This is a genomic window from Pseudomonas urethralis, assembly GCF_021602465.1.
Classification (GTDB): Bacteria; Pseudomonadota; Gammaproteobacteria; order Pseudomonadales; family Pseudomonadaceae; genus Aquipseudomonas; species Aquipseudomonas vlassakiae.
Genome location: NZ_BQIJ01000024.1, coordinates 17055 through 42618, shown reverse-complemented (window position 1 = coordinate 42618; position 25564 = coordinate 17055). Strand labels below are relative to the sequence as shown.

The following is a 25564-nucleotide window of genomic DNA, read 5'->3' as shown; positions in this document are numbered from 1 at the left end:
GCGCAATTGAGAATGTATGGCAGTTGCCAATGAATCCTGTAACTAATTGCGCCGCGCGCGTCCTGGCGATCGAGGACGATCCCGTGCTGGGGGCGTACCTGCACGAAGAGCTGCAGCGTGGCGGCTTCCACGTCACCTGGTGCCGCAATGGCCTGGATGGCCTGGAAGCAGCCGACCGCCAAGCGTTCGACGTGGTCCTGCTGGACATCCTGCTGCCCGGCCTTAATGGCCTGGACGCCCTTGTCCGGCTGCGCCAGCGCAGTGCCACGCCGGTGATCCTGATGTCGGCACTGGGCGCCGAGGCCGACCGCATCAGCGGTTTCCAGCGCGGTGCCGACGACTACTTGCCCAAGCCCTTCAGCATCGCCGAACTGCAGGTGCGGATCGAGGCGATCCTGCGCCGGGTCGCTCTTGAGCGGCGTCATCAGCCGCAGCAGGAGGTTGCCGCAAGCGAGTTGTACTTCGACGAAAGCCGATGTGATGTCAGCCTGAATGGCCAGCACGCCGGCATGACGCCGAGTGAATACCGCCTGCTCGATATCCTTCACCGCAATGTCGATGAAGTGCTGAGCAAGCCCTTCCTTTACCAGCAGGTGCTGCAGCGTGGCTACTCGCGGCATGACCGTAGCCTCGACATGCATATCAGTCAGATCCGCCGCAAACTCAAGGGTATCGATTACCACGCCTGGCAGATCCGCACGGTGTGGGGCAAGGGCTACGTGCTCAGTGCCGGCGAAGCGGAGTAAGCCATGCTTGATCGCCATTCACTGTTCTGGAAGCTGGCCATCCTGCTGGTGGGTTTCTGCCTGTTGATGATCGGCCTCAGCTACACCTGGGGCCGTCACATGGAAACCCGCAACGCCTTTCTCGATCCGCCGGCCCGCCAGGTGCTGCGCGACTATGCCAGCGACGCCGAAAGGGCCTGGCGTACCGGGGGACGCGAAGGGCTGGACCGCTGGGTGGCGGCGATGCACCAGCGTGAGCATGGCTGGATCGGTGTGCTCGATCTGAATCTGCGGCCCCTGGACAGCGCCATGCTTGGCCCCGAGATCATGCAGCGGCTGACCCGCCTGCGTGGGGTCGACTGGCCGATGAGCCGGCGCAGCGTCGACCAACCCTGGTTGCGCATTCCGTTCCCCGGTGCGCCGCAGCAGGGCATGCTGGTGATCGAGCTGCCGCAACGTTTCAACCCTGGCCAGTACCGGGTGTTCTGGCGGGTCGTCACCAACGGCATCATCCCTGGCCTGTTCACCTTGCTGCTGTGTGTCGGCCTGTACCGCATGCTGATCGTCCCGCTCAACCAGTTGCGCGAGCAGGCCAATGCCTGGCGTGCCGACCAGCTTTCGGCACGGCTGGATTCACGTACCACGGCCCGCCACGACGAACTGGGTGAGCTGGCCCGAGCCTTTGATCAGATGGCCGAGCGCCTGCAAGGTACCGTGGCGATGCAGCAGCAACTGCTGCGCGACCTGTCCCACGAAATGCGCACCCCGCTGAGCCGCCTGCGCGTCGCCTGCGATGGCGAGACTGACTTCGCGCGCCTGCGTGAGCGCCTGGGTCGCGAAGTCGACTGCATGCAGCAGTTGGTCGAGAACACGCTGCAACTGGCTTGGCAGGATGCCGAACGCGCGCCGATGAACCTTGAACCGATCCAGGTCCAGGCGCTCTGGGAGCTGCTGGCCGAGGACGCCAGCTACGAAAGCGGCTGGTCGCCGGAGCGCTTGCGCTGTGAGCTGCCGGGCAGTTGCTGGGTGCAGGGTAACCTCAACCACTTGGCCCAGGCCCTGGAGAACATGCTGCGTAATGCCATCCGCCATTCGCCGGAAAACGGCTTGGTACGGCTGGGCGGTCAGCGCGAAGGAGGCTACTGGCGTCTGTGGCTGGAAGATGAAGGCGGCGGTGTCGCCGATGAGGATCTGGAGCGCATCTTCGCGCCGTTTTCCCGGCTCGATGGTTCGCGGCCTGGGGACGGCGGTTTTGGCCTGGGGTTGAGCATTGCCCGCAGTGCCATTCAGCGCCAGGGTGGGACCTTGTGGGCCGAAAATGGCACGTCAGGGCTCAGGCTGTGCATGCGGCTGCCGTTTCATGTGCCGGGCTCTTTCGCGGGCATGCCCGCAAAGCAGGCGACGCCGTTATAGCGTGTAGCTATAGCAACCACAGATTGCGTGATATGGCCGGGAAAGGTTTGCCGGTATGATAGGCACCCCTGCGTCCGGATTGTGAAATACGCCATGACCTTGCAGTACCCAACCATCGCCGATTGCGTCGGCAATACGCCCCTGGTTCGCCTGCAGCGCATCGCTGGCGAAACCAGCAATACCCTGCTGCTCAAGCTCGAAGGTAACAATCCCGCTGGCTCGGTGAAAGACCGCCCGGCACTGTCGATGATCACCCGTGCCGAACTGCGCGGGCAGATCAAGCCAGGCGACACCCTGATCGAAGCTACCTCCGGCAATACTGGCATCGCCCTGGCGATGGCGGCGGCGATCAAGGGGTACAAGATGATCCTGATCATGCCCGACAACTCCACCGCCGAACGCAAGGCAGCCATGACCGCCTATGGCGCCGAGCTGATCCTGGTGACCAAGGAGGAGGGCATGGAAGGTGCGCGCGACCTCGCTGAGAGGTTGCAAGCCGAAGGCCGCGGCCTGGTCCTTGACCAGTTCGCCAACGGCGACAACCCGATCGCCCACTACTCCAGCACCGGCCCGGAGATCTGGCAGCAGACCCAAGGCAGCATTACCCATTTCGTCAGCTCCATGGGTACCACCGGTACCATCATGGGCTGCTCGCAGTACCTCAAGGAACAGAACCCCAAGGTGCAGATCGTCGGCCTGCAGCCGATGGAAGGCTCGGCCATTCCGGGTATCCGCCGCTGGCCCGAGGAGTACCTGCCAAAGATATTCGATGCCACCCGCGTCGACCGCGTAATGGACATGTCCCAGCAGGAGGCCGAGAACACCACTCGCCGCCTCGCGCGCGAAGAGGGCATTTTCTGCGGCGTGTCCTCCGGTGGTGCGGTGGCCGCCATGCTGCGCCTGTCCCGCGAAGTGGAAAACGCCGTGATGGTCGCGATCATCTGTGACCGCGGCGACCGTTACCTGTCCACCGGCCTGTTCGACCCGAGCTAAATGTCCAAGAAAAAAAGCAACAGCGGCCTGCGCTTCCAGCCGGCCGGCGGCAACCGCACGCCCCAGGTCCCCGTGGGCAAGAAGCAGCGCCTGGCTATCGAGCGCCTGGCCGGTGACGGCCGCGGCATCGCCTTCCTGGAAGGGCGTACCTGGTTCGTCAGCGGCGCCCTGGCCGGTGAAGCGGTCGAAGCGCGGGTGCTCAACGCCCGCGGCAAGGTCGTCGAGGCGCGCCTGGAGCGCGTGCTGCAAGCCAGCCCTGAACGCCGCCAGGCACCGTGCCGCCACTACGCGCGTTGCGGCGGCTGCAACCTGCAGCACCTGCCGCACGACGCCCAGTTGGCGCTCAAGCAGCGTACCCTGGCTGAACAGCTACAACGGGTGGCCGGCGTGCAGCCCGAAGAATGGGCCGCACCCCTGAGCGGGCCGGAATTCGGCTACCGGCGCCGGGCGCGCGTAGCCGTGCGCTGGGACGTGAAGGCCAAGCACCTGGAGGTCGGTTTCCGCGCCGAGGCCAGCCAGGACATTGTCGCCATCGGTGATTGCGCCGTGCTGGTACAGCCCTTGCAGTCTATTCTTCGCCACTTGCCGACCGTGCTGCGCTCGCTGGGCAAGCCCCAGGTGATCGGCCATGTGGAGTTGTTCAGCGGTACTGCCGAAGCCGTGCTGGTGCGTCATGTGGCGCCGTTGCCTGCGGACGACCAGGCTCGCCTGCAGGCATTCTGCGACGAGGCCAAGGCGCAGCTGTGGTTGCAGGGTGAAGGGGAGCCGGCACCCGTGGAGGCCGAGGCGAAACTGGGCTTTGCCCTGGAGCCTTGGCAGCTGGAGCTGGCCTGGCGCCCGGGCGATTTCGTCCAGGTCAATGCCCAGGTCAACACGGCGATGATCGAGCAGGCCCTGGCCTGGCTCGCTCCGCGAGCTGACGAGCGGGTACTGGACCTGTTCTGCGGCCTCGGCAACTTCGCCCTGCCGCTGGCGCGCCAGGCACGTGAAGTGGTGGCAGTTGAAGGTGTACAGGCCATGGTCGATCGGGCCGCGGCCAATGCCCGGAACAACGATGTGCATAACGCCGCGTTTTTTCAGGCCGATTTATCGCAGCCTTTGGCAGGTGCCGGATGGGCCGCCGAGGGCTTTTCTGCGGTACTCTTGGATCCACCGCGCGACGGTGCATACGAGGTGGTGCAAGACATCGCCCGCCTCAGGGCCAAGCGCTTGGTATATGTATCGTGCAACCCGGCCACGCTGGCGCGAGACGCCCAGGTGCTGGTCGGCCAGGGGTACCGGTTAAAAAGGGCCGGGATTCTCGACATGTTTCCTCAGACGGCGCATGTCGAAGCCATGGCGTTATTCGAAGCGGGCTAGCGAGCTGGCCCCTTGGTGCGGCTTCCACGGAAGCGAAGCTGCACGGTGATAGCCAGTGCACCCGTGTGGTGCGCTGTATGGAAAGGTAAAACAAAGATGGTACAGGTGAGAGTGCACCAGCCGGTCAACACAGACGGCAGTATCAATCTCGAAGCATGGCTGGATCATGTGGTGAGCGTCGATTCGGCTCTGGATCGCGTGGCACTGAAAGAAGCCTGCGAGTTCGCTCAGGAAATCGAAAAGAAGGGCAACCCGGCCAAGCATTCGTGGGCCGATGGTACGTCCAGTTATCAGGCTGGCCTGGAAATCGCTGAAATCCTCGCCGACCTCAAGCTCGATCAGGATTCGTTGGTCGCGGCGGTGATCTATCGCTCGGTCCGTGAAGGCAAGGTGACCTTGGCCGAAGTCGGCCAGCGCTTTGGCCCGGTGGTGTCCAAGCTGATCGACGGCGTGCTGCGCATGGCCGCCATCAGTGCCAGCCTCAGCCCGCGCCAGTCGTTGGTGCTGGGGTCGCAGGCGCAGGTCGAGAACCTGCGCAAGATGCTCGTGGCCATGGTCGACGATGTGCGCGTGGCGCTGATCAAGCTGGCCGAGCGTACCTGTGCGATCCGTGCAGTGAAGTCCGCCGATGACGAAAAACGCCTGCGCGTGGCGCGCGAGGTGTTCGACATCTATGCGCCACTGGCCCACCGCCTGGGCATCGGCCACATCAAATGGGAGCTGGAAGACCTGTCCTTCCGCTACCTGGAGCCCGACCAGTACAAGCAGATCGCCAAGCTGTTGCACGAGCGACGGCTGGACCGGGAGCGCTTCATCAGCGATGTGATGAACCAGCTGCAGAACGAGCTGCTGGCCACCGGGGTCAAGGCTGACATCAGCGGCCGGGCAAAACACATCTATTCGATCTGGCGCAAGATGCAGCGCAAGGGCCTCGAGTTCAGCCAGATCTACGACGTGCGTGCGGTCCGCGTGCTGGTGCCGGAGGTGCGCGACTGCTATACCGCGCTGGGCATCGTGCACACCCTGTGGCGGCATATTCCCAAGGAATTCGACGACTACATCGCCAACCCCAAGGAAAACGGCTATCGCTCGCTGCACACTGCGGTGATCGGCCCCGAGGGCAAGGTGCTGGAAGTGCAGATCCGTACCCACGGCATGCACGAAGAAGCCGAACTCGGCGTCTGCGCCCACTGGCGCTACAAGGGTACCGACGTCAAGCCGAGCTCCAACCACTACGAAGAGAAGATTTCCTGGCTGCGCCAGGTGCTCGAATGGCATGAAGAGCTGGGCGATATCGGTGGCCTGGCCGAGCAGCTGCGGGTCGATATCGAGCCTGACCGGGTCTACGTGTTCACCCCGGATGGCCACGCCATCGACCTGCCGAAGGGGGCCACGCCGCTGGACTTCGCCTACCGGGTGCACACCGAGATCGGTCACAACTGCCGTGGCGCCAAGATCAACGGGCGCATCGTGCCGCTCAACTACAGCCTGCAGACCGGCGAACAGGTGGAGATCATCACCAGCAAGCACGGCAACCCGAGCCGCGACTGGCTGAACTCCAACCTGGGCTACGTCACCACCTCGCGGGCGCGGGCCAAGATCGTCCACTGGTTCAAGCTGCAGGCGCGTGACCAGAACGTCGCTGCCGGCAAGACCTTGCTCGAACGCGAGCTCAGCCGCCTGGGCCTGCCGCAGGTGGACTTCGAGCGCCTGGCCGAGAAGACCAACGTCAAGACCGCCGAAGACATGTTCGCCTCGCTGGGTGCCGGTGACCTGCGCCTGGCGCATCTGGTCAACGCCGCCCAGCAATTGCTCGAGCCCGAGCGCATCGAGCAGATCGAGCTGGTGCCGCGCAAGCCCACCGGGCCGCGTACCGGCAAGCGTGGCGATATCCAGATCCAGGGCGTCGGCAACTTGCTCACGCAGATGGCCGGCTGCTGCCAGCCGCTACCGGGCGACGCCATCGTCGGTTATATCACCCAGGGCCGCGGCGTCAGCATTCACCGCCAGGACTGCGCCTCGGCGCTGCAACTGGCCGGGCGCGAGCCGGAGCGGATGATCCAGGTAAGCTGGGGGCCGATCCCGGTGCAGACCTATCCGGTCGACATCGTCATCCGCGCCTATGACCGCCCAGGCTTGTTGCGCGACGTGTCGCAGGTACTGCTGAACGAGAAGATCAATGTGCTGGCGGTCAACACCCGCTCGAACAAGGAAGACAACACCGCGCTGATGTCGCTGACCATCGAGATTCCGGGCCTGGATGCGCTGGGGCGCTTGCTGGGGCGGATTTCGCAGTTGCCGAACATCATCGAGACGCGGCGTAATCGTACCCCTTGAGACCGCGGCGCCTGCATCGCGGATGAATCCGCTCCTACAGGAATGGTGCAATGCCTGTAGGAGCGGGTTTATCCGCGATGCAGCCACCACCGAAGGACCTGCTCAAATGACCTACACCCTCGAAGACCTGCTGCACCTCATGGCCCGCCTGCGCGACCCGCAGTACGGCTGCCCATGGGACCTGAAGCAGAACTACGCGAGCATCGTGCAGCACACCATCGAAGAGGCCTACGAAGTCGCCGACACCATCGAGCGCGGCGATTTCGAACACCTGCAGGGCGAGCTCGGCGACTTGTTGTTCCAGGTGGTGTACTACAGCCAGCTGGCCCGCGAGGAGGGGCGTTTCGAGTTCGATGGCGTGGTCGACAGCATCACCCGCAAGCTGATCCGTCGCCACCCGCACGTCTTCCCGACCGGCGAACTGTACGCACCGCTCGACACCCCCAGCCTGGACGAGGCCCAGGTCAAGTCACGCTGGGAAGAGATCAAGGCCGAGGAACGCGCCGAGAAAAGCACCCCTGAACAACTGTCGCTGCTCGATGACGTACCAACGGCATTGCCGGCGCTGTCGCGGGCGGCCAAACTGCAGAAACGCGCGGCCACTGTCGGTTTCGACTGGCCAGCGGCATTGCCGGTGCTGGACAAGGTGCGCGAGGAACTCGACGAAGTGTTGCAGGCCATGGCCGACAACGACGCCGATGCCCTCGAGGATGAGGTCGGCGACCTGCTGTTTGCCGCCGTGAACCTGGCCCGGCACCTCAAGCAAGACCCGGAAAACGCCCTGCGCCGCGCCAACCGCAAGTTCGAGCGGCGTTTCCGCTTTATCGAACAGGCATTGCGCGACAGCGGTCGGCCGATTGAACATTGTAACCTTGACGAGCTGGACGCCCTTTGGGGTGAAGCCAAACGTCAGGAAAAGAACCTGCCCAGCTGCGGCTGAGCTGTTGCATAAGTGAGTGAACATTCATGAGCCTTTCCCTTCGCGACCAATTGCTCAAAGCCGGTCTGGTCAACCAGAAACAGGTCGCACAGACCAACAAAGCCGAAAAGAAACAGAAGCGCATGGAGCACAAAGGCCAGGTCGAAGTCGACGACAGCCAGCAGCGCATGGCCAAGGAAGCCATGGCCGAGAAGGCCAGGCGTGACCAGGAGCTCAATCGCCAGCAACAGGAAAAGGCCGAGCAGAAGGCCCGTGCGGCGCAGATCAAGCAGTTGATCGAAGCCACCCGCCTGCCCAAGCTGACCACCGAGGACTACTACAACTTCGTCGACGACAAGAAGGTCAAGCGCATTGCCGTCAATGCCCTGATGCGCACCCGCCTGAGTAACGGTGCCCTGGCCATCGTGTCGCATGCCGGTGGCTATGAAGTGATCCCGCGCGAGGCGGCGGTGAAGATTCAGGAGCGCGACGCGAGCCGCATCCTGCTGCTCAATACCCATGTCGAGGAGGCGGACGAAGACGATCCGTACGCGGCCTACAAGATCCCGGATGATCTGATGTGGTGATGCGAAAAACCCCGCCGCGGCGGGGTTTTTCATTGGGAGACTGGGTCATTGCGTGGTGCGCTGGTTTTCCAGGGCTTCGAGCTCTGCCCGATACTGGTGAGCTTCATGTTCCTGGTGGAACATGCCTACCAGCTGGCCTTGCTGGTGCACATCCCAGATCCGCACGCCAGCGGCCAGGCCTTCGTGGGACATTTTCGATTCGTCGCGTTCGGTTACTTGGACTGTCATCGGTAAACTCCACTGCTTGAGTTGGCTGCGACACTGTGTCGCACAACCCCTTTATAGAGTTTGTTAGCAGGCTAAGTAAATAAAACAGGCATGAAACAAGTTTCATGAAAGCCAGGCCAAAAGAAGCCCCGCACAAGGCGGGGCTCCGGATACTGCGGGCTGTAGCGGATCAGTTACCCTTCACCGTCTTGCCATCGACCGTGCCATCCTGCAGCACGATCACGTACTCCTTGCCATCGGTCTCGACCTGGCGCAGTTGTACCAGCAGGTAATCCCAATCCTTGGCGAACCACAGCTCGGTGATGCGCTTGCTCTGGCTGGGGTCGCGCACGCGCTCGACTTTCACCGCCTCGACCTGGCCAGTCTTGGTGGTGACCTTCTCGGTGCCGAGTACACGGAAGTCATAGGCGTCGATCTCGTCGCCATCGACCACCTGGTAGGTCATGCTCTTCTTGCCGGCAGCCACATCGTGCTGCAGGGCCAGTTGATAGGACGACTTGTCCAGCACGCCGCGGTTGAGCGGCAGGTTGATGGCGTCCTTGCGGTCGGTGCCGGTGATTTTCTTGGCATTCCAGTCGAAGGTCAGGTCGACGGTCTTGGCCTTGCCCAGGCCGCCGCGCTCGAAGTGGTACTTTTGCGGCAGCAGGGTGTCGTTGTCCAGGCGCAGGGTGCTTTGCTCGGTCAGGCTGGCGATCATCATGGAGGCCTTGAAATCAAGGTTCCAGCTGCCGTCCTTGTTCTTGACCAGGCTGCGCTCGGCGGTGCCGCTCATGGGCAGTTGCTTCCAGTCGGCGGTGTAGCTTGCCGAGAACGGCTTCAGGTCAGCTGCCTGGAGGGGCAGGGCGAGCACGGCGAGAGCCAATAGCAGGGCGCGACGCATAAATTCTCCTAGGGTCGGATCAAGTGACCACTGGCCGGCAGCGGTTGGTCATCCAGTAAGGCACCCTGTTCACCCAGGCGCAAGCGCCCTTGGGCAAACCAGTGCACCGCCAGCGGGTAGATCTGGTGTTCCTGATGGTGAACCCTTTGGGCCAGGCTTTCCACCGTGTCATCAGGCAGCACCGGTACTACAGCCTGTACGACCAGAGGCCCGCCATCGAGTTCCTCGGTGACGAAGTGTACGCTGCAGCCATGTTCGGCGTCGCCTGCCTCCAGTGCCCGTCGGTGAGTATGCAGGCCCTTGTAGCGGGGCAGCAGCGACGGGTGGATGTTGAGCAGGCGACCCTGGTAGTGGCGCACGAAGCCGCCGCTGAGGATGCGCATGAAGCCAGCCAGCACCACCAGGTCCGGGGTGAAACCGTCGATGTGCGCCATCAGCGCGGCATCGAAGGCTTCACGGCCGTCGAACTGGGTGTGGTCGAGCACCACGGTGTCGATACCGACTGCCTGGGCCCGCTGCAAACCATAGGCATCGGCACGGTTGGAGACCACCGCGGCGATGCGTACCTGGCTGTCCTGGGTGCGGCAGCTGTCGATCAAGGCTTGCAGGTTGCTGCCGGAACCCGACAGCAGTACCACTACATTGCAGGGCTTGCTCGGCATCAGTGTGCCTTGAGGTTCTGCAATTCGACCTGGGCGGCGCCTTCGGCGGCTTCGGCGATGTGGCCGATGACCCAAGGCTGTTCACCGGCGGCGCGCAGTTCGTTCAGGGCTGCGTCGACCTGATCCTGGGCCACGCAGATGACCATGCCGACGCCGCAGTTCAGGACGCGGTGCATTTCGTGCTCGTCGACGTTGCCTTTTTCCTGCAGGAAGTCGAACACCGCCGGGCGCTGCCAGCTGGCCACGTCAACCACGGCCTGGGCGTTCTTCGGCAGTACACGCGGGATGTTGTCGAGCAGGCCGCCACCGGTGATGTGGGCCATTGCCTTGACTGCGCCAGTGTTCTTGATCAGTTGCAGCAGTGGCTTGACATAGATGCGGGTCGGCGCCATCAGCAGGTCGGTCAGCGGCTTGCCGTCGAGCTGGGTGTTTTCGATGTCGGTGCCGGACACTTCGAGGATCTTGCGGATCAACGAGTAGCCGTTGGAGTGTGGGCCGGAGGACGGCAGGGCGATCAGCGCGTCGCCGGTGGCAACCTTGGAGCCGTCGATGATCTCGGCCTTTTCCACCACGCCGACACAGAAGCCTGCCAGGTCGTAGTCTTCGCCTTCGTACATGCCCGGCATTTCGGCGGTTTCGCCGCCGACCAGGGAGCAGCCAGCCAGTTCACAGCCGTCGCCGATGCCGGTGACCACGGTGGCAGCCACGTCGACGTTCAGCTTGCCGGTGGCGTAGTAGTCGAGGAAGAACAGCGGCTCGGCGCCACAGACCACCAGGTCGTTGACGCACATGGCGACCAGGTCCTGGCCGATGCTGTCGTGCTTGTTCAGGTTCAGTGCCAGGCGCAGCTTGGTGCCGACGCCGTCGGTGCCGGAGACCAGCACCGGCTGCTTGTAGCCGGCCGGGATCTCGCAGAGGGCGCCGAAGCCGCCCAGGCCACCCATGACTTCAGGGCGTGCGGTGCGTTTTGCCACGCCCTTGATGCGTTCGACCAGTGCTTCGCCGGCGTCGATGTCTACACCGGCGTCCTTGTAGCTCAGGGAGGGTTGCTTGCTCATTGATCCAGGCCTTTAAGAGGGAGGGATTCGTAGAAACGACCATGACGGCCAAGGCCGGCTGGGAAGCGGCGGCTGCCTGAAACGTCAGTGGTCTGTGAAGGCGCGCGATTTTATCAGGGTTGCCGGGCAGCGGCCATCCTCAGGCCGACGGGCAGGGCGGTAAATTGCTGAAAAAGGTCTGCGGGTGGTTGATGAGCCACCTTCTGTATAAGCTGCAAGCCACAAGCTTCAAGCGCAATCGGACAGGAATCCCCCATGCGACTCTTCAATTATCTGGCAGCAGGGTGCTTTGCACTGGCCTGCATCACTGCGCAGGCTGAAACCGTCTCCGGGCTCTATCAGGTGCGCGAGCCGCTCGAAGGGCAGGGCGCCGAAGCGCGCACCGCCGCCACTGCCAAGGCCTTCGATACCTTGGTGCTGCGCCTGACCGGCGACGCCAAGGCGGTGCAGAGCCCAGCGCTGGCCGCGTTGCGCAAAGACCCGCAACAGATCATCAACCAGGTCGGTACCGAGGCCGGGCCGCCAGAATCGGTGTTGGTCGAGTTCGACCCCGGCAGCACCGAACGGGCCCTGCGCAAGGCCGGGCTGGCGCTGTGGGGCAGTAACCGGCCCTCCATCCTCGGCTGGTGGCTCAATGATAGTGCCGAAGGCAGCAACCTGGTCGGCGACGGCCAGGCCAGTGCCCAGCCGCTGCGCCGGGCAGCCCAGCACCGCGGCCTGCCGCTGCGGCTGCCGCTGGCCGATCTGCAAGAGCAGCTGGTGGCCAATGCCCAGCAGCTCGAAGGCACTGACCCGGCCCCGCTGCGACAAGCTTCCGAGCGCTACGGCGCCGATGCCATGTTGGCGGTGCATGCCCACGAGGCCGATGGCAAATGGCAAGGTAAATGGCAGCTGTGGCAGGGCGACCAGCGTGAGCAGGGCAATGTCGAGGGCGCTGACCAGGCGGCCCTGGCGGACGCTGTCATGCTGGCGGTCAGCAGCCGCCTGGCGCCGCGCTATGTGGTCAGGCCCGGCGCCAGCAGCCAGTTGCAGCTGCAGGTGCAAGGCATGAACCTGCAGCGCTATGCCGAGCTGAGCCGTATCCTCGAGCCCTATGGCCCGCGCCTGCAGCTGGCCGAAGGCGGTACCTTGACCTATGCGGTCAGTGGTAACCGTGAGCAGCTGCGTGCCCAGCTGGGCCTGGCCAGGTTGCAGGAGGTGCCACCCGAGCAGGCACCGCCGGCCCCGGCCACACCGGCGCCGACTCCGGGCGCTGCACCTGGCCAGCCCGGCACGCCCGCGGCCGTCGCCGCCAAGCCGTTCGACGGCCTGCGATTCCGTTGGTAAGGGGCGCTATCGATGACTGACGTGCGTCGCTGGATCGGTTGGGGTGCTGCACTACTGATCGCCGTGCTTCTATATAGTCTGCACAACATCCTCACTCCGTTCCTGGTGGGAATCTTGCTGGCCTACCTGGCCGACCCTCTGGTCGACCGCCTGGAGCGCGTGGGCCTGTCGCGTACCTGGGGTGTGGTGGTGGTGTTCGGCCTCTTCACCTTGCTGCTGATGGCCTTGCTGCTGGTGCTGGTGCCGCTGCTGGCCAAACAGCTGCTGCGCCTGTACGAGCTGGCGCCGCAGATGCTCGATTGGCTCGAACATGTGGCGCTGCCCTGGGTACAGGGCCGCCTGGGCCTGGCCGACGGGTTCTGGAAGTTCGACAAGATCAAGGCCGCCATCGGCGCGCACATGGGCCAGACCACCGATATCGTCGGTATGCTGCTGTCCCATGCCACCGCGTCGAGCCTGGCGCTGATCGCCTGGTTGGCCAACATGGTGCTGATCCCGGTGGTGGGCTTCTACCTGTTGCGCGACTGGGACTTGATGATGGCCAAGCTGCGCGGCCTGCTGCCGCGTCAACGCGAGCCGCAGGTGGTCAGCCTGGCCGGTGAATGCCATGAGGTACTGGGTGCCTTCGTTCGTGGGCAGTTGATGGTGATGCTCGCGCTTGGCGTCATCTACTCGGCCGGCCTGATGCTGGTCGGGCTGGAACTGGGCCTGCTGATCGGCATGCTCGCGGGGCTGGCGGCCATCGTGCCATACATGGGCTTCATCATTGGCATCGGCGCAGCGTTGGTGGCCGGTGTCTTCCAGTTTGGCGGTGACCTGTATCCGATGCTTGGCATCGTCGCCGTGTTCATGGTCGGGCAAGCCCTCGAAGGCATGGTACTCACGCCGCTGCTGGTCGGTGACCGTATCGGCCTGCACCCGGTGGCGGTGATCTTCGCCATCCTTGCCGGTGGCGAACTGTTCGGTTTCACCGGCGTGTTGCTGGCATTGCCGGTGGCGGCGGTGATCATGGTCCTGCTCCGCCATGTGCACGACTTGTACAAGGAATCTGACATGTACGCCGGCGATGTCGACCCGGATCTATGACCGTCAGCCTTGGTTGCGTCGCCCCAAAGTGGCGCAACTCGTTGATTTTGCTTGTGCAATCCGCCTGCATGATTGTGCGCCCTGCAATGCGGGTATAGACTTTGCACATTGTTCACCAAAGGCCCCCTGCGGTCCTGCCGACCGCCCGCGAGCATGAAACCACCGATCCAGTTGCCCCTGGGTGTGCGCCTGCGCGATGACGCCACCTTCATCAACTACTATCCGGGCGCCAATGCTGCGGCGTTAGGCTATGTCGAGCGGCTGTGCGAAGCCGACGCCGGCTGGACCGAGAGCCTCATCTACCTGTGGGGCAAGCAGGGCGTCGGGCGCAGCCACCTGTTGCAGGCGGCCACCCATCGCTTCCAGCAACGCGGCGAACCGGCCGTATACCTGCCACTGGCGCAATTGCTCGATCGCGGCGTTGAACTGCTCGATTACCTGGCCCAATACGAACTGGTGTGCATCGACGACCTGCATGTGATCGCCGGCAAGGCGGACTGGGAAGAAGCGATGTTCCACCTGTTCAACCGTCTGCGCGACAGCGGCCGCCGCCTGCTGCTGGCGGCCTCGGCCTCGCCCCGTGAACTGCCGATCAAGCTGCCAGACCTCAAGTCTCGCCTGACCCTCGCGCTGGTCTTCCAGATGCGTGGCCTGTCCGATGAAGACAAACTGCGCGCCCTGCAATTGCGTGCCTCGCGCCGTGGTCTGCACCTGACCGACGAGGTCGGCCATTTCATCCTCACTCGCGGTACGCGCAGCATGAGCGCGCTGTTCGACCTGCTCGAACGTCTCGACCAGGCCTCCCTGCAGGCCCAGCGCAAGCTGACCATCCCTTTCCTGAAGGAAACCCTCGGCTGGTAACGCCCGTAAACACTGGGCTCCGAGGCGCAAAACGAAAAAGTCACATCTTTTTCGATAAAATTTGCAAATGGCCATGATAGAGGGCATAGTTTCACCCTTCTAAAGGATTACAGACACGGTCGTGCCCATGCTCAAGCGCTTCGCACCCCTCGTGCCACTCGCACTCGTGACCCTGTTGTTTGGCTGCGCGGCCCACGGTCCGGCTTCCCAGCCCCAGGATCACACCCCGATTGCCTCGCAATCGGTCAACAAGGCCAAAGCTTCGCCTTCGTCCGTTTTCGGCGAAGAAGAGCAGGCCACTGAAGATGACCTGGAGGCCTTCTCCAGCAGCAAGCCCTATCAGCTCCCGGTGCTGGCCGACAGCATCCTCGAGCGCGGCATGTCGCTGATTGGCACCCGCTACCGTTTCGGCGGTACCTCGGAAGCCTCCGGTTTCGACTGCAGCGGCTTCATCGGCTACCTGTTCCGCGAAGAGGCCGGCATGAACCTGCCGCGCTCGACCCGCGAAATGATCAACGTCGATGCGCCAAAGGTGGCTCGCAACAAGCTCAAGCCAGGCGACCTGCTGTTCTTCAGCACCAATGGCCGTGGCCGTGTCAGCCATGCCGGCATCTACCTGGGTGACAACCAGTTCATCCACTCCAGCAGCCGCCGCAGCGGTGGTGTGCGCATCGACAGCCTCGGTGATCGTTACTGGAGCAAGACCTTCATCGAAGCCAAGCGTGCCTTGGCCATGGCGCCGACCACCAATATCGCGCGCAACTGATATCAAAATGATATATCCTGCCACGGCGGCGTAGCTGAAAAAGCTCGCCGCCGTGCGCATTTACAGAAAGCGTCTAATCTAATTTCTCAACTCTTTTCGGCTGCGGCCGTTCGGTTTCAGACAGGAAGTTCTGGCCATGGCGATGATGGCGCGCTTCGCACTCCTTTCCCTGGTGGCACTGCTGGCCGCCTGCTCCAGCCGTGCCCCGGCACCGGCCCCTGTGGTGCAGCCACAGATCACCTACAACCAGCCCGAAGGCTCGCCGCTCGCCGATGACGTGTTGATGCGTGCGATCGGCCTGGTGGGTACACCGTATCGGTGGGGCGGCAACACACCGGATTCCGGGTTCGACTGCAGCGGCCTGATCGGTTATGTGTACCGCGATGCGGCGGGCATCAGCCTGCCCCGTTCGACGCGCGAAATGATCGTTATGCGCGCGCCCACTGTGGACATCAACTCGCTGCAGTCGGGTGACCTGGTGTTCTTCGCCACAGGTGGCGGTTCACAGGTCAGTCATGCCGGGATCTATGTGGGCGAGGGGCGCTTCGTGCATGCGCCCCGCACAGGCGGTACGGTGCGCCTGGATTACCTGTCCAACAGCTACTGGTCCAAAGCCTACCTGCAGGCCAAGCGGGTCATCCCGCAAGGGAGCCTCGCGCAGAACCGCTGATTTCCCGCTTTCCGCTCCCGCGGCATACATCTACCACTCCACGTTGCCCCAAGGTCGCCAGTATGCGCCTCCGATAGCAACGCTTTGGAGTGGGCCGTGAATACCCCCAATGAACGAATGAACCGCAGCCTGGATACCCTGGATGAGGCGCGCCCTCTTGTGCGCCTGGTGGACCAGATCCTCGCGGACTTCCCTGACCTGTATGAACTGGCACATCACCATGCCGCGCAGATCCTGCACAAGCACACCGGCAAACGGATAGAGCCACGGCTGGTCTGGTGGCACCAGTTCAACAACGAACACAGCAGTGCACGCAGCTTCACCGGTTGGCAGCACAGCGGTCCACCGCAGAAATCGATGCTGATGACCGAGTTGGTGCTCGAACGCTTCGACCTGTACTACCAGGATGCAGCCGATGAGCTCGACCAGCGCGGCGGCTTCTACCTGCAGGGGCCCCACGCCTCTATCTACAATGAGCGCAATGAAGTGCCGATGTTGGGCAGTGATGTGCAGAGGGACCTGTGGGCGCTGGATCTGGCGGTGCTGTATCGCGAAGCAGTCGAGCGCTTCTGGTCGAGCAACGCCGGGCATTTCCGCGTATTGGCCAAGATCAACCTGTTGGGGCAGGTAGCCACTGCCTTGCTCGACAAGCGTATCACGGCCCAGGACGCTCACCGTCTGCGTAGGCTGGTGTCGGCGGAGCTGGCCAACATTGCCATGCCTTCGCTCGCCATGCTCCAGCGCCAATCCACCGACAATAGCCTGGTCGTGAGCCGTTATGCCTTCGGTGAGGGCGACAGGGGCTGCCTGCTGACGATGCAGTCGGCTGATGGACGAGTAGTCGCCTATTTGCCGTGGGCCGACGAGCCGTTGCGGGGGTTCGATTCGGAGCAGGCGCTGGCGTCCTGGCTACGTGCGCAGTTGCAGGTCAAGGCAACGCTGGAAGCGTTCGTCATGGCGGCCCACAACAACCCTCGGGACAGGTCGGTCAACCAGCTGATCAGCGTGCATTTGCAGGGCATCGCCAACAGCCGTGACGATGAGGCCGGATTGATCGCACTGTCACTGTTCAAACGCTCGCTCGGCACCGATCTTTTTGCTTGGCTGAGCGACCAGGCTCGCGCAGAGATGCACCGCAACGGCCAGCTTCTGCAAGATAACGCGGGCTTGCGCAAGGCCATGTGCACGGGCTACCTCTCGGCGTTCCTCAACGTCTTTGGCAGCCTTGCGCCGCTGGGGTGGCCGATGTCGCTCATGCTGCTAGGGGCCACGGTCGCCAAGGTCGGGCTGGATGTGGATGCGGCGCTGCACGCCACCGATGAGCAAGATCGCAAGCAGGCGTTGCGTTCGGCGATGATCGAAAGCATCTATGCGACTTTCAACCTGGTGGACATCGGCTTCGCATCGATGCATGCCTCGTTGGCTTACGAAACCCCGCCTCACGAGCACAACCTCAGTCTTGATAACTGGCAACCGGTGCCGTCAGCCAGCCTGGCTGTAGAGGGGCAGGAGAGCAATGCCGTGCTTGACGGCGAGCTGACGCAAAGCGGACGTTTGCGTGGCATACGTGTCGATCAGGGCGGCAGGTGCTGGATCACGCTCAATGGCCTGAGCTATCGCGTGCGTTACAGCCACGAACTGGCCGCCTGGCTGGTGGTGCCGGCAGACAATCCGTTCGCTTTCGTTGCGTTGCAGCCGGTGCGCTTGAACGAGGCTGGCGAGTGGGAGCTACTGGCACCGCCAAGCTTGCAGGGCGGAATGGCACCGGAGGAGGAAGGCGTCCTGCCCGTTACCCGATCATCCTTCTGGGACATCTACACGGTCAGCGATGGCGAACAGCTTAAGCGACTGGCGGCCACGGCATTGCGCCGGCAAAAAAAACTGCTGGAACGTTGGCCGGTGGCTGAGTTGGCGCGTGGCCGGGCCCCCGACAACGATGCGCTGGGCCTGGACTGCGTGATAATCGGTGGCAGGCGTTACTATTCCTACCGCTATGGCAACGAGTACTTCAATACCCTGATCGAGTACTACACCAGCGATGAATCGCAAGTGAATGATGTTTTCCGTCGGGGGGCTTACAAGTACGGTGATGAAGACATGTACATCGCCGACCTGGCGGACAGTCTGGGATTGCTGCCCAAGAATAACCAGGTGACGCTGTACCGAGGTGGCAACAACTTCCGCGGCACCGGTGGCGAGTCCTACAGGGCTGGACAGTTGCGAGTCGGCGATGTGCTGGTCAATACCGACCTTACATCGTTCACCGAAAACCCTTTCAAGGTTGCCGAGTTCGCCTCGGTGCCGTCCCTGAATATGCCAGGCGGCCTACCAGGACGCTTCGATGACAGTTCGGTGGTGTTCGAGCTGCCGGCCGGGCAATACCGTGATGCCACACCGGTCAGTGCGTTTTCCCTGTATTGGGATGAGGCCGAGAGTTTGTTCCTGCCAGGGCATTATTTCCGCATCGAGGGCCTGGAGGAGGTCAGGGGCGAGCACTACCGGTTCATCAAGGTGACCCTGAAGCAAACCGACAAACCTGCAGGCGGGGCGGTGTACGATTTGCGTTCCGGGTTGCTGTTCAACGAAGCGCAATACCGCATGCGTTTTCGTACACCCGCCCTGGTCGAGCGATTCTTCCCGGGCTGATTGCGATCGGGTCGACCCTCCCGATCCATGGGCGAAGTCATCGATGCTATGCCGGCGCTGATCCGTCGTAGAGCTCAGGCCTGCTTCATCAGCAGTGCCACCCCCGGAAAATACTGGCCCAGTTCGTTGTGCAGCTTGCGATAGGCATAAGGGAAGTACCAGGCGATGGCGCAGGCGGTATGTTTTTGCAGGTCATCGACCAGGTCCTGCAGTTCTTCCGGGCTGGCATGCTGGCCCGCCTTCCACGGGGTGACGAACAGCGCCCCGGCTTTCAGCTGGCTGGGGTAGGCCACCTGGCGGGCGAGGGTGGCGGTTTGCTGCAGGGCCGCGTCCATGTCCAGCCGGGCAATTCGTGGCCAGCGCTGGCTCACGCTCAGGTAGAGCGCCTCGTCGGCGCTGCAGATCGACAGGTCGCAGCGCCCCTCCTGGTCACCTTCGTCACGCTGTTTCTTGCTGGCAAACTGCGGCAGTGCCGCCAGCTCGGCCTGCCAGGCGGCAGCTGCGAGCATGCCGATGTTGGCGGCGCTGCCGTGCCAGTAGGGGGCTTCGGCATCACCATTGAACCGGTTGAAGCGGTCGATGCAATCGACCCAGCGCTCCAGTACCGGTTGCAGAAACTCCAGGTGAGGGTTGTTGATGATCTGGCCTTGCATGCTGCGCACTCCTGTTATCGTTGTGATCGTGTTCAGTGCAAAATGATGGCTATGTGATATCACTCTGCTCAGTGTGGCACAACCCGGTGGATCGGCCATTGATCCAGGCCAGTTCTGCCGAAGTAAAAGGTCCTGTTCGATTGACGCTCCCAGTGCAACCCTCTAACCTTCGCGGCGTGTTTCAGGTGCCCTGCCAGCCTCGACTGGGCAGGGTGAAACTGGGAAGCCGGTGGTCGCCAGCAGGGCGCGATTCCGGCGCTGCCCCCGCAACGGTAGGTGAGTAGCGGCCGCGCAGGGCCACTGGGTACGAACCCGGGAAGGCGCGCAGGCCAGGGCCGATTGCCCGCTCACGAGCCCGGAGACCGGCCTGAAACTGCCAACGGCATCACGGAGGGTGATGCGCGGTGCACCGTGGCTGCGGCCATGGCCCCTGCGCGTTCTCCGTTTGCCCGCCTATTACCTGTCGTCGCTTTGCTGCGGCGACAGCCTGCGGAGAACCCTTCATGAGCGAATCCACCGAACGCGACGAACGCCACCTGGCGCGCATGCAGCGCAAGAAGGCGGTCATCGACGAGCGCATTGCCAATTCCCCTAATGAATGCGGCCTGCTGCTGGTGCTCACCGGCAACGGCAAGGGCAAGAGCAGCTCGGCCTTCGGCATGCTCGCGCGCGCGCTGGGCCATGGCATGCAGTGCGGCGTGGTGCAGTTCATCAAGGGCCGCAACAGCACCGGTGAGGAACTGTTCTTCCGCCGCTTCCCCGAGCAGGTGCGTTACCACGTGATGGGCGAGGGCTTCACCTGGGAGACCCAGGACCGCCAGCGCGACATCGCCGCTGCCGAAGCCGCGTGGGCGGTTTCGCGTCAACTGCTGCAAGACCCGGGTGTGCAGTTCGTGGTGCTCGATGAGCTGAACATCGCCCTCAAGCACGGCTACCTCGACCTCGACCAGGTGCTGAGTGACATTCAGGCTCGGCCGCCGATGCAGCATGTGATTGTCACCGGCCGTGCGGCCAAGCCCGAAATGATCGAACTGGCCGATACGGTTACCGAGATGGGCATGCTCAAGCATGCGTTCCAGGCCGGTATTCGCGCGCAGAAGGGCGTCGAACTGTGAGTGCAACGCGCAGCTGCCCGGCGGTGCTGATCGCAGCACCTGCCTCCGGCCAGGGCAAGACCACCGTGACGGCAGCCCTGGCCCGCCTGCACCGCAACCTTGGGCGAAAGGTCAGAGTGTTCAAGTGCGGCCCGGATTTCCTCGACCCGATGATCCTGGAGCGGGCCAGTGGCGCGCCGGTGTACCAGCTCGACCTGTGGATGATCGGTGCCGAAGAAAGCCGTCGCCTGCTGTGGCAAGCCGCAGAAGAGGCCGACCTGATTCTGATCGAAGGGGTGATGGGCCTGTTCGACGGCACGCCGTCGAGTGCCGATCTGGCTCGCCACTTCGGCGTGCCGGTACTGGCGGTGATCGACGGCACGGCCATGGCCCAGACGTTTGGCGCCCTGGCGCTGGGCCTGGCACGTTATCAGGCCGACCTGCCGTTCGCCGGTGTGCTGGCCAACCGGGTCGGTAGCTTGCGCCATGCGCAATTGCTCGAAGGCAGCCTGACCGAGGGCCTGCGCTGGTATGGCGGCCTGTCGCGGGAGCGCGGCATCGAGCTGCCCAGCCGCCACTTGGGACTGGTCCAGGCCAGCGAACTGAACGATCTGGATGCCCGCCTGGATGCGGCTGCCGAAGCGCTAGGCGCCAGCTGCGATGCTGCTTTACCGCCGCCCGTGGTGTTTGCCGCGCCTGTGTCGCAGCCGTGCGCCGGGTCGCTGAGCGGCGTGCGCATCGGCGTGGCGCGTGACGAAGCATTCGCCTTCACCTATGGCGCCAACCTCGATCTGTTGCGCGACCTGGGCGCGCAGCTGTCGTTTTTCTCGCCCTTGCACGATCGTGAACTGCCGGCAGTGGACAGCCTGTACCTGCCGGGGGGTTATCCGGAGCTGCATCACCACGCACTGGCCGCCAATGCGCCGATGTGCGAGGCGATCCGTGCCCATCACGCCCAAGGCAAACCCTTGCTGGCCGAGTGTGGCGGCATGCTGTATCTGCTCGAGGCGCTGACCGATGTCGCTGGCGAACGTGCCGAGCTGCTCGGCCTGCTGCCTGGCGAGGCGACCATGCAGAAGCGCTTGGCGGCCCTGGCCCTGCAGGCCGTGGAACTGCCGGAAGGTACCCTGCGCGGGCACACCTATCACCACTCGTTGACCAGCACCGGGCTTGAGCCTATCGCCCGCGGCCTGAGCCCCAACGGCGGGCGCGGCAACGAAGCGGTGTATCGGCTGGGCCGCCTGACCGCCTCCTACGTGCACTTCTACTTCCCGTCCAACCCTGATGCGGCGGCGGCGCTGTTGCGACCATGACTGATCACGCCTACAGCGCCGCCGAGCGCGCCGCGATCTACCGGGCGATCGGTGAACGCCGCGACATGCGCCACTTTGCCGGCGGCTCGGTCGCGCCTGAGCTGCTCGGCCGTCTGCTGGCCGCTGCGCACCAGGCGCCCAGTGTCGGCCTGATGCAACCTTGGCGGTTCATCCGCATCAGCCAACGCGAGCTGCGCGGGCGCATTCAGGGCCTGGTCGAAGAGGAGCGGGTGCGTACTGCCGAAGCGTTGGGCCAACGCTCCGATGATTTCATGAAGCTCAAGGTCGAGGGCATCAGCGACTGTGCCGAAGTGCTGGTGGCGGCCTTGATGGATAACCGTGAGCCGCACATTTTCGGCCGCCGGACCCTGCCGGAAATGGACCTGGCCTCACTGGCCTGCGCGATCCAGAACCTGTGGCTGGCCGCCCGCGCCGAGGGCCTGGGGTTGGGTTGGGTGTCCCTGTTCGACCCGCAAGCCCTGGCCGCACTGCTGGGCATGCCTGCGGGCGCCAAGCCGGTGGCCGTGTTGTGCCTGGGGCCGGTCAGCGAATTCTACGCACAGCCCATGTTGGTCCAGGAAAACTGGGCCGAGGAACGCCCTTTGAGTGAAATGCTGTTCGAGAACCAATGGGGAGAACGCCCATGAGCGTGGCCTTGCTGACGGTGGCCGGCGTGGCCCTCGATGCACTGCTGGGCGAGCCCAGGCGCCGGCACCCACTGGTGGGCTTCGGCAACCTGGCGTCGAGCCTGGAACGCCGGCTGAATGCCGGTGGACGCGGCTGGCGCAGCCACGGCGTGAGCGCCTGGTTCCTGGCCGTGGTGCCCTTGACCCTGGTGGCGCTGATCCTGTCCTGGCTGCCCTGTGTCGGCTGGCTGGTGGACGTGCTGGCGCTGTATTGCGCCCTCGGCTTGCGCAGCCTCGGCGAGCATGTGCTGCCGGTGGCCAATGCCTTGCGCCAAGGTGATCTGGAAGAGGCGCGGCGTCGTGTCGGCTATCTGGTCAGCCGGGAAACCCGCGAGCTGGATGAGCCCGCCGTGGCGCGGGCGGCCACCGAGTCGGTGCTGGAAAACGGCAGCGATGCGGTGTTCGCCGCGCTGTTCTGGTTCGTCGTGGCCGGTGCGCCGGGGGTGGTGCTGTACCGCTTGAGCAATACCCTGGATGCGATGTGGGGGTACCGCAATGAACGCTTCGAGCGTTTCGGCTGGTGCGCCGCGCGCATCGACGATGTGCTGAACTACATTCCCGCCAGGTTGGTGGCGCTGACCTACGCACTGCTGGGCAGGACGCGCCTGGCCCTGGCCTGCTGGCGCAAGCAGGCGCCGCTGTGGGACAGCCCCAATGCCGGGCCGGTGATGGCCTCGGGTGCCGGTGCGCTGGGTGTCGAACTGGGTGGCCCGGCGGTGTACCACGGCGAACTGCACGAGCGCCCGCGCCTGGGTGAAGGGCCGATGGCCGATGCCGATGCCATCGAGCGCGGCTGGAGCCTGGTGCAGCGTGGCGTCTGGTTGTGGGTACTGCTGATCTGCCTGGGAGCCTATCTGAATGCTTGAACACGGTGGCCGCCTGCTGCGGGCAGTGCGGCAATACGGGATTGCCCGCGAGGACTGGCTCGACCTGTCCAGCGGCATTGCCCCTTGGCCTTACCCGATTCCCCCCATTGCGCCAGAAGCCTGGGCACGCCTGCCGGAGACCGACGACGGTCTGGAGGACGCTGCGCGGCACTACTACGGTGTGCGGCACCTGCTGCCGGTGGCAGGCTCCCAGGCGGCTATCCAGGCCTTGCCCCCGCTGCGCCCGCTGGGGCGCGTTGGTGTGCTGGCGCCGTGCTACGCCGAGCACCCGCATGCCTGGCAGCGAGCGGGGCATCAGCTGATCGAGCTGGCGGAAAGCCAGGTCGAGGCGCAACTCGATCAGCTCGACGTGCTGGTGCTGGTCAACCCGAACAACCCGACCGGGCGGCTCGTGCCGCGCGAACGGCTGCTGGCCTGGCATGCGCGTCTTGCCGAGCGCGGTGGCTGGCTGCTGGTGGACGAAGCGTTCATGGACAACTCACCGCCACACAGCGTGGCGGATTGCGCCGAGCGCCCGGGCCTGATCGTGCTGCGTTCGTTCGGCAAGTTCTTCGGCCTGGCCGGTGTGCGGCTGGGCTGTGTAGTGGCTGAACCCTCCTTGTTGCGGCGCCTTGACGAATGGCTCGGGCCGTGGACCGTCAGCGGCCCGACCCGGGTGCTGGCGCAAGTCTGCTTTGCCGACCATGCGGCGCATCGGGCCCAGCTTGAACGCTGTGCCCTGGCCAGCCAGCGCCTGGCTGCGCTGCTGCAGGGCTGCGGCCTGGCGCCCAGCGGCGGCTGCGACCTGTTTCAGTACGTGCGCAGCACCCAGGCAGCCCGGTTGCATGACTTTCTCGCCCGCCGCGGCATCCTGGTGCGCCTGTTCGAGCAGCCCGCTGCCGTACGCCTTGGCCTGCCGGCGACTGCTGCTGACGAGCAGCGCCTGGCCCAGGCCCTGACTGATTACCAGAAGGAAACGGCATGACCACCCTCATGGTGCAAGGCACCACTTCCGATGCCGGCAAGAGCACGCTGGTTACCGCCTTGTGCCGTTGGCTGTTGCGCCAGGGCGTCGGCGTGGTGCCGTTCAAGCCGCAGAACATGGCGCTCAACAGCGCGGTGACCGCCGACGGCGGCGAAATCGGCCGCGCCCAGGCGGTGCAGGCCCAGGCCTGCCGACTGGCACCGCACACCGACATGAACCCGGTGCTGCTCAAGCCCAACAGCGACACGGGCGCCCAGGTGATCATCCACGGGCGCGCAGTTACCAGCATGAATGCGGTGGCCTATCACGACTATAAAGCCATTGCCATGCAGGCGGTGCTGGCTTCGCATCGGCGCCTCAGTGACGCCTACCCGGTGGTGATGGTCGAGGGGGCTGGGTCGCCGGCCGAGATCAACCTGCGTGCCGGCGACATCGCCAACATGGGCTTCGCCGAAGCGGTCGACTGCCCGGTGATCCTGGTGGCCGACATCAACCGTGGCGGGGTGTTCGCCCACCTGGTCGGCACCCTCGAACTGCTGTCACCGAGCGAGCAGGCGCGGGTCAAGGGCTTTGTCATCAACCGCTTCCGTGGCGACATCGCGCTGCTGCAGCCGGGCCTGGACTGGCTGGAGCAACGCACCGGCAAACCGGTGCTGGGCGTGCTGCCCTACGTCACCGACCTGCACCTGGAAGCCGAGGATGGCATCGACATCCGTCAGGGCGCCAAGCAGGCGCGCGTACTCAAGGTAATCGTCCCGGTGTTGCCGCGCATCAGCAACCACACCGACTTCGACCCGCTGCGCCTGCACCCGCAGGTCGACCTGCAGTTCATCGGCCCGGGCCAGCCGATCCCGGCCGCCGACCTGATCATCCTGCCCGGCTCGAAGAGCGTACGTGGCGACTTGGCGCAACTGCGCGAGCGTGGTTGGGACAAGGCCATCGAGCGCCACCTGCGCTATGGCGGCAAGCTGATCGGGATCTGTGGCGGCCTGCAGATGCTTGGCCGCGAGGTACAGGACCCGCTCGGCCTTGAGGGCGCCGCCGGTTCGAGCCCCGGGCTCGGCCTGTTCGACTACGTGACGGTGCTCGAAGCCGACAAGCAACTGCGTAACGTTGCCGGGACCCTGAGCCTTGAAGATGCGCCGGTCGCCGGCTATGAAATTCATGCCGGGGTCACTGCCGGGCCTGCCTTGGAGCAGCCGGCGGTGCAGCTCGCCGATGGCCGTTGTGACGGTGCTGTGAGTGCCGATGGCCAGATCCTCGCCACCTACCTGCATGGCCTGTTCGAGGGCAGCCAGTCGTGTGCCGCGCTGCTGCGCTGGGCGGGGCTGGAGCATGCGCAGACCATCGATTACGAGGCCCTGCGCGAACGTGACATCGAGCGCCTGGCCGATCTGGTTGAACAGCACCTGGATACCGCTCACCTGCGAACGCTTTGTGGAGTCGCCTGA

At 64.2% G+C, this 25564-nt stretch carries 24 protein-coding genes and 1 riboswitch; of the genes, 19 read left to right on the top strand and 5 right to left on the bottom strand.

Going from position 1 to position 25564, the window contains the following annotated elements; all coding sequences use genetic code 11:
* Positions 1 to 29: 29 nt before the first annotated feature.
* From L6D64_RS25850 to L6D64_RS25820, 7 genes are all read left to right on the top strand, one after another.
* A complete protein-coding gene (locus tag L6D64_RS25850) occupies positions 30 to 746 on the top strand; it encodes a response regulator transcription factor (protein ID WP_176509469.1) in 717 nt (238 codons plus the stop codon).
* A gap of 3 nt (positions 747 to 749) precedes the next feature.
* On the top strand, positions 750 to 2138 hold the full coding sequence (locus L6D64_RS25845; protein ID WP_176509468.1) for a sensor histidine kinase: 1389 nt from the start codon (positions 750 to 752) through the stop codon (positions 2136 to 2138).
* A 93-nt stretch (positions 2139 to 2231) separates the two neighbouring features.
* Positions 2232 to 3131, top strand: coding sequence for a cysteine synthase CysM (cysM, locus tag L6D64_RS25840; RefSeq protein WP_176509467.1), 900 nt, complete (start codon positions 2232 to 2234; stop codon positions 3129 to 3131).
* Positions 3132 to 4490: a 23S rRNA (uracil(1939)-C(5))-methyltransferase RlmD gene (gene rlmD, locus L6D64_RS25835; protein WP_176509466.1), complete on the top strand. Its 1359-nt coding sequence runs from the start codon at positions 3132 to 3134 to the stop codon at positions 4488 to 4490.
* Positions 4491 to 4586: 96 nt separating this feature from the next.
* Entirely contained in the window at positions 4587 to 6827 is a 2241-nt protein-coding gene (relA, locus tag L6D64_RS25830) for a GTP diphosphokinase (protein WP_054885558.1), read from the top strand.
* Between the two features lie 106 nt (positions 6828 to 6933).
* Positions 6934 to 7767, top strand: a complete 834-nt coding sequence (gene mazG, locus L6D64_RS25825; protein WP_054885557.1) for a nucleoside triphosphate pyrophosphohydrolase — start codon at positions 6934 to 6936, stop codon at positions 7765 to 7767.
* Between the two features lie 26 nt (positions 7768 to 7793).
* A complete protein-coding gene (locus L6D64_RS25820; RefSeq protein WP_176509465.1) occupies positions 7794 to 8333 on the top strand; it encodes a DUF2058 domain-containing protein in 540 nt (179 codons plus the stop codon).
* Between the two features lie 45 nt (positions 8334 to 8378).
* Here the strand turns inward: L6D64_RS25820 and L6D64_RS25815 are convergent, their stop codons facing one another.
* From L6D64_RS25815 to purM, 4 genes are all read right to left on the bottom strand, one after another.
* Positions 8379 to 8561 (bottom strand): hypothetical protein, encoded by a 183-nt coding sequence (locus L6D64_RS25815; protein WP_054885555.1) that lies wholly within the window; start codon positions 8559 to 8561, stop codon positions 8379 to 8381.
* Between the two features lie 169 nt (positions 8562 to 8730).
* Positions 8731 to 9441 (bottom strand): DUF3108 domain-containing protein, encoded by a 711-nt coding sequence (locus tag L6D64_RS25810; RefSeq protein ID WP_176509897.1) that lies wholly within the window; start codon positions 9439 to 9441, stop codon positions 8731 to 8733.
* Positions 9442 to 9449: 8 nt separating this feature from the next.
* Positions 9450 to 10103: a phosphoribosylglycinamide formyltransferase gene (gene purN, locus L6D64_RS25805; RefSeq protein ID WP_176509896.1), complete on the bottom strand. Its 654-nt coding sequence runs from the start codon at positions 10101 to 10103 to the stop codon at positions 9450 to 9452.
* Positions 10103 to 11161 (bottom strand): phosphoribosylformylglycinamidine cyclo-ligase, encoded by a 1059-nt coding sequence (purM, locus tag L6D64_RS25800; protein ID WP_176509895.1) that lies wholly within the window; start codon positions 11159 to 11161, stop codon positions 10103 to 10105. The genes purN and purM overlap by 1 nt, the downstream gene beginning before the upstream one ends.
* A gap of 255 nt (positions 11162 to 11416) precedes the next feature.
* Here purM and L6D64_RS25795 point away from each other — a divergent pair, with 255 nt between their 5' ends.
* The 6 genes from L6D64_RS25795 (at position 11417) to L6D64_RS25770 (ending at position 18516) form a co-directional block, all read left to right on the top strand.
* A complete protein-coding gene (locus L6D64_RS25795; RefSeq protein WP_176509894.1) occupies positions 11417 to 12487 on the top strand; it encodes a DUF2066 domain-containing protein in 1071 nt (356 codons plus the stop codon).
* Positions 12488 to 12499: 12 nt separating this feature from the next.
* Positions 12500 to 13573 (top strand): AI-2E family transporter, encoded by a 1074-nt coding sequence (locus L6D64_RS25790; RefSeq protein ID WP_054885550.1) that lies wholly within the window; start codon positions 12500 to 12502, stop codon positions 13571 to 13573.
* A 153-nt stretch (positions 13574 to 13726) separates the two neighbouring features.
* Complete coding sequence (gene hda / locus L6D64_RS25785) at positions 13727 to 14434, top strand: DnaA regulatory inactivator Hda (protein WP_008092169.1); 708 nt, start codon at positions 13727 to 13729, stop codon at positions 14432 to 14434.
* A 127-nt stretch (positions 14435 to 14561) separates the two neighbouring features.
* Positions 14562 to 15200 carry a C40 family peptidase gene (locus L6D64_RS25780; RefSeq protein ID WP_176509893.1) on the top strand — a complete coding sequence of 213 codons (639 nt, stop codon included), beginning with the start codon at positions 14562 to 14564 and terminating at the stop codon, positions 15198 to 15200.
* Positions 15201 to 15336: 136 nt separating this feature from the next.
* On the top strand, positions 15337 to 15870 hold the full coding sequence (locus L6D64_RS25775; RefSeq protein WP_176509892.1) for a C40 family peptidase: 534 nt from the start codon (positions 15337 to 15339) through the stop codon (positions 15868 to 15870).
* A 96-nt stretch (positions 15871 to 15966) separates the two neighbouring features.
* A complete protein-coding gene (locus L6D64_RS25770; RefSeq protein WP_176509891.1) occupies positions 15967 to 18516 on the top strand; it encodes a dermonecrotic toxin domain-containing protein in 2550 nt (849 codons plus the stop codon).
* Between the two features lie 74 nt (positions 18517 to 18590).
* Here the strand turns inward: L6D64_RS25770 and L6D64_RS25765 are convergent, their stop codons facing one another.
* Entirely contained in the window at positions 18591 to 19169 is a 579-nt protein-coding gene (locus L6D64_RS25765; protein WP_176509890.1) for a hypothetical protein, read from the bottom strand.
* Positions 19170 to 19335: 166 nt separating this feature from the next.
* A riboswitch (cobalamin riboswitch) is annotated at positions 19336 to 19554 on the top strand.
* Between the two features lie 118 nt (positions 19555 to 19672).
* On the opposite strand from L6D64_RS25765, the gene cobO reads away from it, so the two are divergent.
* From cobO to L6D64_RS25735, 6 genes are read left to right on the top strand one after another with little or no spacing between them, the layout of a single operon-like run.
* On the top strand, positions 19673 to 20284 hold the full coding sequence (gene cobO, locus L6D64_RS25760; protein ID WP_054885546.1) for a cob(I)yrinic acid a,c-diamide adenosyltransferase: 612 nt from the start codon (positions 19673 to 19675) through the stop codon (positions 20282 to 20284).
* On the top strand, positions 20281 to 21576 hold the full coding sequence (locus L6D64_RS25755) for a cobyrinic acid a,c-diamide synthase CobB (protein WP_176509889.1): 1296 nt from the start codon (positions 20281 to 20283) through the stop codon (positions 21574 to 21576). The genes cobO and L6D64_RS25755 overlap by 4 nt, the downstream gene beginning before the upstream one ends.
* Positions 21573 to 22223, top strand: coding sequence for a 5,6-dimethylbenzimidazole synthase (gene bluB / locus L6D64_RS25750; RefSeq protein WP_176509888.1), 651 nt, complete (start codon positions 21573 to 21575; stop codon positions 22221 to 22223). The genes L6D64_RS25755 and bluB overlap by 4 nt, the downstream gene beginning before the upstream one ends.
* Positions 22220 to 23128 (top strand): adenosylcobinamide-phosphate synthase CbiB, encoded by a 909-nt coding sequence (gene cbiB / locus L6D64_RS25745; RefSeq protein WP_176509887.1) that lies wholly within the window; start codon positions 22220 to 22222, stop codon positions 23126 to 23128. The genes bluB and cbiB overlap by 4 nt, the downstream gene beginning before the upstream one ends.
* On the top strand, positions 23121 to 24113 hold the full coding sequence (gene cobD / locus L6D64_RS25740; RefSeq protein WP_176509886.1) for a threonine-phosphate decarboxylase CobD: 993 nt from the start codon (positions 23121 to 23123) through the stop codon (positions 24111 to 24113). Before cbiB ends, cobD begins: the two co-directional genes overlap by 8 nt.
* Positions 24110 to 25564 carry a cobyric acid synthase gene (locus tag L6D64_RS25735; RefSeq protein WP_176509885.1) on the top strand — a complete coding sequence of 485 codons (1455 nt, stop codon included), beginning with the start codon at positions 24110 to 24112 and terminating at the stop codon, positions 25562 to 25564. The genes cobD and L6D64_RS25735 overlap by 4 nt, the downstream gene beginning before the upstream one ends.

Coding starts and splice junctions, on each gene's coding strand:
- L6D64_RS25820 (WP_176509465.1), top strand. CDS start 7,794: ATGAGCCTTTCCCTTCGCGACCAATTGCTCAAAGCCGGTCTGGTCAAC.
- bluB (WP_176509888.1), top strand. CDS start 21,573: ATGACTGATCACGCCTACAGCGCCGCCGAGCGCGCCGCGATCTACCGG.
- cobO (WP_054885546.1), top strand. CDS start 19,673: ATGAGCGAATCCACCGAACGCGACGAACGCCACCTGGCGCGCATGCAG.
- purN (WP_176509896.1), bottom strand. CDS start 10,103: ATGCCGAGCAAGCCCTGCAATGTAGTGGTACTGCTGTCGGGTTCCGGC.
- purM (WP_176509895.1), bottom strand. CDS start 11,161: ATGAGCAAGCAACCCTCCCTGAGCTACAAGGACGCCGGTGTAGACATC.
- mazG (WP_054885557.1), top strand. CDS start 6,934: ATGACCTACACCCTCGAAGACCTGCTGCACCTCATGGCCCGCCTGCGC.
- L6D64_RS25790 (WP_054885550.1), top strand. CDS start 12,500: ATGACTGACGTGCGTCGCTGGATCGGTTGGGGTGCTGCACTACTGATC.
- cysM (WP_176509467.1), top strand. CDS start 2,232: ATGACCTTGCAGTACCCAACCATCGCCGATTGCGTCGGCAATACGCCC.
- cobD (WP_176509886.1), top strand. CDS start 23,121: ATGCTTGAACACGGTGGCCGCCTGCTGCGGGCAGTGCGGCAATACGGG.
- L6D64_RS25765 (WP_176509890.1), bottom strand. CDS start 19,169: ATGCAAGGCCAGATCATCAACAACCCTCACCTGGAGTTTCTGCAACCG.
- relA (WP_054885558.1), top strand. CDS start 4,587: ATGGTACAGGTGAGAGTGCACCAGCCGGTCAACACAGACGGCAGTATC.
- rlmD (WP_176509466.1), top strand. CDS start 3,132: ATGTCCAAGAAAAAAAGCAACAGCGGCCTGCGCTTCCAGCCGGCCGGC.
- hda (WP_008092169.1), top strand. CDS start 13,727: ATGAAACCACCGATCCAGTTGCCCCTGGGTGTGCGCCTGCGCGATGAC.
- L6D64_RS25780 (WP_176509893.1), top strand. CDS start 14,562: ATGCTCAAGCGCTTCGCACCCCTCGTGCCACTCGCACTCGTGACCCTG.
- cbiB (WP_176509887.1), top strand. CDS start 22,220: ATGAGCGTGGCCTTGCTGACGGTGGCCGGCGTGGCCCTCGATGCACTG.
- L6D64_RS25735 (WP_176509885.1), top strand. CDS start 24,110: ATGACCACCCTCATGGTGCAAGGCACCACTTCCGATGCCGGCAAGAGC.
- L6D64_RS25845 (WP_176509468.1), top strand. CDS start 750: ATGCTTGATCGCCATTCACTGTTCTGGAAGCTGGCCATCCTGCTGGTG.
- L6D64_RS25810 (WP_176509897.1), bottom strand. CDS start 9,441: ATGCGTCGCGCCCTGCTATTGGCTCTCGCCGTGCTCGCCCTGCCCCTC.
- L6D64_RS25795 (WP_176509894.1), top strand. CDS start 11,417: ATGCGACTCTTCAATTATCTGGCAGCAGGGTGCTTTGCACTGGCCTGC.
- L6D64_RS25815 (WP_054885555.1), bottom strand. CDS start 8,561: ATGACAGTCCAAGTAACCGAACGCGACGAATCGAAAATGTCCCACGAA.
- L6D64_RS25850 (WP_176509469.1), top strand. CDS start 30: ATGAATCCTGTAACTAATTGCGCCGCGCGCGTCCTGGCGATCGAGGAC.
- L6D64_RS25775 (WP_176509892.1), top strand. CDS start 15,337: ATGGCGATGATGGCGCGCTTCGCACTCCTTTCCCTGGTGGCACTGCTG.